The 4,017-nt window shown below is 75.0% G+C and carries 5 protein-coding genes; 1 reads left to right on the plus strand and 4 read right to left on the minus strand.

The features are described from left to right. On the minus strand, positions 1 to 845 hold an 845-nt coding region (locus tag ACFV4N_RS40760), incomplete at its 3' end, for a hypothetical protein (RefSeq protein WP_499678043.1). Positions 846 to 916: 71 nt separating this feature from the next. Further along, the gene (locus tag ACFV4N_RS40765) at positions 917 to 2,095 is read right to left on the minus strand and encodes an FAD-dependent oxidoreductase (RefSeq protein WP_499678044.1); all 1,179 of its coding nucleotides are present in this window, start codon (positions 2,093 to 2,095) and stop codon (positions 917 to 919) included. Between the two features lie 75 nt (positions 2,096 to 2,170). Here ACFV4N_RS40765 and ACFV4N_RS40770 point away from each other — a divergent pair, with 75 nt between their 5' ends. Then, positions 2,171 to 2,788, plus strand: coding sequence for a TetR/AcrR family transcriptional regulator (locus ACFV4N_RS40770; protein WP_499678045.1), 618 nt, complete (start codon positions 2,171 to 2,173; stop codon positions 2,786 to 2,788). Here ACFV4N_RS40770 and ACFV4N_RS40775 read toward each other — a convergent pair. Both ACFV4N_RS40775 and ACFV4N_RS40780 read right to left on the minus strand, forming a co-directional pair. Beyond that, a complete protein-coding gene (locus ACFV4N_RS40775) occupies positions 2,785 to 3,285 on the minus strand; it encodes an SRPBCC family protein (RefSeq protein WP_499678047.1) in 501 nt (166 codons plus the stop codon). The two genes, ACFV4N_RS40770 and ACFV4N_RS40775, sit on opposite strands and share 4 nt — an antisense overlap. Before the next feature lie 46 nt (positions 3,286 to 3,331). After that, positions 3,332 to 4,017: ATP-binding cassette domain-containing protein (locus tag ACFV4N_RS40780; protein ID WP_499678046.1), on the minus strand; the 686-nt coding region annotated here is incomplete at its 5' end.

Below are 4,017 nucleotides of genomic sequence, written 5' to 3' on the forward strand. Positions count from 1 at the left end.
CCGTCCGGCGCGGCGGCGAACCACGTGCCGCCCGCGCCGTGGCCCTTCGCCTCGCCGCACAGCCGGTCGTCGGCGAACCGGTAGAGCGGCCACCCCGCGACGGTCGCCTGGAGCCGGCCGTCCGCGCGCCTGGTCGTGCCGACCAGGGCCCGGTCCACGCCCTGCACCCCGAAGTCCGCCGAGTCCACCAGCAGCGGCGGCCACCGGTCGGCGCACCCGCCCTCGCAGGTGGACCGGGACGGGTCGGGCGAGTCCTCGTCGAAGCGGTAGAGGGTCATGCCCCCGGCGTCGGTCAGCACGGTGCCCAGGTCGCCGACCGAGGCGGTGGCCAGCGCGAGGCCGGACCCGGGCGGCAGCGCCTTCCGGCCGTCCGGCGCGGCGGCGAACCACGCGCCGTCCGCGCCCTGGCCCCCGGCCTGGCCCGGCGCGATGTCACCGGCGAAGCGGTAGACCGGCCAGCCGCCGACGGTGATCTGCCTGGCGCCGTCGGCGCGGACGATCGTCGAGACCGGCTCGGCGGGCACGCCACGCGCCCGCACGACCTCCCCGTCCGCGGTCGCGGGCACCCAGTTCTCCGCGCAGGCGCCCGCGCAGGTGGACGTCGGCGGTCGCGCCGTGTCCCCGTCGAACCGGTACAGCGTCAGGCCCTCCCCGTCCGACAGCACCGCGCCCAGGCCGGGCACCACGGCGGTGGTCAGCTCCGGGTCCGGCGCCCCGCCGGCGGTGGACCCGGGTTCGGCGACCCGCTGCGGCACGGGCGTGCCCGCCCGGTCGACCGCGCCGCACGCCCCGAGCAGGACGAGTCCGACGAGGGCGGCGCCGAGCGCCGCGTGGTGGCGTGCCATGGTGAGCCTCCCCTGGTGGTCCCTCGTGCGACCTCGACACGGACGGGGGGCGGGGGCGGTTCAGAAGGATCTCACCGGACTTCGTCGCGGTCGCGGAACGCGGTGCGCTTGAGCGGCGGCACCGCCTGGAACACCCGCAGCGCGGTCTTGAACGCCAGCCGCCCGACCGCGTTGCCCGACACGAACTGGCGCGCGCTGCGCAGCGAAGCCTCGACCGCGGCGAACCCGTACCCGCGCATCCGCCGCTCGTAGTCGGCGACGGCGTCGAGCGGCTCGCGCTCGACCAGGTTCCGGCACAGCACCAGCGCGTCGCGCAGCGCGGTGTTCGCCCCGACCCCGCGCATCGGCGTCATGCTGTGGACCGCGTCGCCGAGCAGGGTGACCCGGCTCGGCTCCCACGGCGCGACCGGCACGGACGTGCGGATCGGCCAGCGCGACACCGCGTCCTCCGGCGTGTCCCGGACCAGCCGCACCAGGTCGGGGTGCCAGTCGCGGACCCGGTCGGCCACCACCTCCCGCAGCCCGGTCTCCCCCACCGCCAGGTCGCCCGCGGCGTAGGCCCACATGAGGTAGCCGTCGTGGTCCAGCTCGTGCGGCGCGAGGAACATCCCGGCGGCGGCGCGCGGGACGACCGTGTTGGCGTGGGCCAGGAGCCGGGGCGGCAGCCAGGCGCGGGTGGCCGGGGTCAGCGGCAGCCGCCCGGCGACGGCGGTGATGCCGGTGTCGACGCGCGCGGCGTGCGGCAGGCGCTGGGCGCGCACCGCCGAGCCCGCGCCGTCCGCGCCCACCAGCACGTCGCAGCGCACGGACGTGCCGTCGGCGAAGTGCGCGACGACCCGGTCGCCCTCGTGCTCGTACCGGGTGAACCGGCGGCCGAACCGAACCGCGTCGCCCATGCCGTCCAGCAGCACCTCGCGCAGCGCGACCCGGCTGACCGAGTGGTGCGCGCGCTCGGGCTCGTCGCCCGGGTCGTCGAGGACGAGCAGCCGCCGCAGCCCCTCGTCGAGGAACCCGAAACCGCCGCCGCCCCGGCCCGTGGTCGCCACGAACCGGTCCCACGACGCGGGCGGCAGGCACTCGTGCAGCGCCCGCGCGCCCACGGGGTCGACGTGCAGCCGGTAACCCTGGAGCCGGTCGGTCGGCGTCGCGTCCCGCTCGTGCACCGACACCTCCACCCCGTGTCCGCGCAACCCCTGGGCCAGGCACAGCCCGCCCACCCCGCCACCGACGACCGCCACGTGAAGATCCATGCGGACCACTATCATCCGCTTGGATGATTAAGTCAAACGGAAGTTTGATACGCGGGATCGGCTACCTTGGTCGCCGTGCCACGCCGCTCACCCGACCCCGCCGAACGCAAGCGCGACCCCGAGCGCACCAGGGCGCGCATCCTGGAGGCCGCGGCCGCCGAGTTCGGCGCCAAGGGCTACGCGGCGGCCCGGGTCGGCGGCATCGCCGAGCGCGCGGGCGTGAACAAGCAGTTGATCTCCTACTACTTCGGCGGCAAGGAAGGGCTCTACCGCGAGCTGGCGAGCCGGCGGCGGCAGGAGCACGGGCAGCTCGCCGAGGGCCCGCTGGCCGAGGTCGTGCGCGGCTTCGTGCTGTCCACGCGCGACCGGCGCGACCAGGCCCGCCTGATGGTGTGGGAGAACGTCTCCGAGGACGGGCCGGGCGAAGGGCCGGACGACGACGCCGACACCGCCTTCCTGCGCGCCCAGGTCGACGCGCTGCGCGCCCGCCAGGAGGCCGGCGAGGTGCCCGCCGACCTCGACCCGGCCCACCTGCTGCTCGCCCTCACGGCGGCGGCCGGCGCGTCGCTGTTCATGCCGAAGGTGGTGCGCCGCATCACCGGCGAGGACCCGGAGTCGCCCGAGTTCGCCGAGCGCTACGCCGAGCAGCTGGCCCGGCTCGTGCGGAACCTGGCCCCGGGGGACCCGGCCTAGCGAGACCCGGTCCGATCGGTCGCCACTTCGCGCCGGCCCGCCAGGAACCCGGCCAGGTAGGTGTGCAGACCGCGCCGGCCGCTGCGCATCATCAGCCCGTGGTTGAGCAGGAAGACCGGGCGGGCGACCGGGGCCAGCACGCGCAGCAGCGCCTTGCGGACCACCACCTGCTGGTCGTAGACCAGCCTGGTGCCCCGCCCGTCCGGCAGGACGCGCCAGCTCGCCGTGCCGTCGAGGTCTCCCACCAGGTCCGCGCGCAGCAGGCCCGCGTCCCGGTCCTCGGTGTTGTGGTGCGCCTCGAACACCAGGTCGTAGGGCAGCAGGGACCGGCACCGCAGCTCCGCCGCCCGCTCGGCGACCCGGCGCGCCTGCCGCACCTCGCGCCACCAGTGCGGGTAGCCGGCCAGGTCGGCGAGCACGTCGAAGACCTGGCCGGGTTCGCAGTCGAGCGACCACGCGCTGCGGAAGCGGTAGGTGTTCAGCGGCATGTCGACCATGCTCACGCATCCCGGGTGGCGGCGCCGGCCACCACCCGGGGACGCGTCAGCCGACCGCGGCCACCGAGGGCAGCACCTGCCGAAGGAACGAGCCGGTGTGGCTGGCGGGGTTCTCGGCCACCTGCTCCGGCGTGCCCTCGGCCACCACGGTGCCGCCGCCCGAGCCGCCCTCCGGGCCCATGTCGACCAGCCAGTCCGACGTCTTGATCACGTCGAGGTTGTGCTCGATCACGATCACCGTGTTGCCCTTGTCCACCAGGCCGTTGATCACGCCGAGCAGCTTGCGGATGTCCTCGAAGTGCAGGCCGGTGGTCGGCTCGTCGAGGATGTAGACCGTCTTGCCGGTCGACCGCTTCTGCAGCTCCGAGGCCAGCTTCACGCGCTGCGCCTCACCGCCGGACAGCGTGGTCGCCGGCTGGCCCAGCCGCACGTACCCGAGGCCGACGTCCACCAGCGTGCGCAGGTGCCGGTGGATGGCGTTGATCGGCTGGAAGAACTCCGCCGCCTCCTCGATGGGCATGTCGAGGACCTCGGCGATGGTCTTGCCCTTGTAGTGGACCTCCAGCGTCTCCCGGTTGTACCGGGCGCCCTTGCACACCTCGCAGGGCACGTAGACGTCCGGCAGGAAGTTCATCTCGATCGTGATGGTGCCGTCGCCGGAGCAGTTCTCGCAGCGGCCGCCCTTGACGTTGAAGGAGAAGCGGCCGGGCAGATAGCCCCGCACCTTCGCCC

The organism is Actinosynnema sp. NPDC059797, assembly GCF_042732085.1.
GTDB lineage: Bacteria > Actinomycetota > Actinomycetes > Mycobacteriales > Pseudonocardiaceae > Actinosynnema.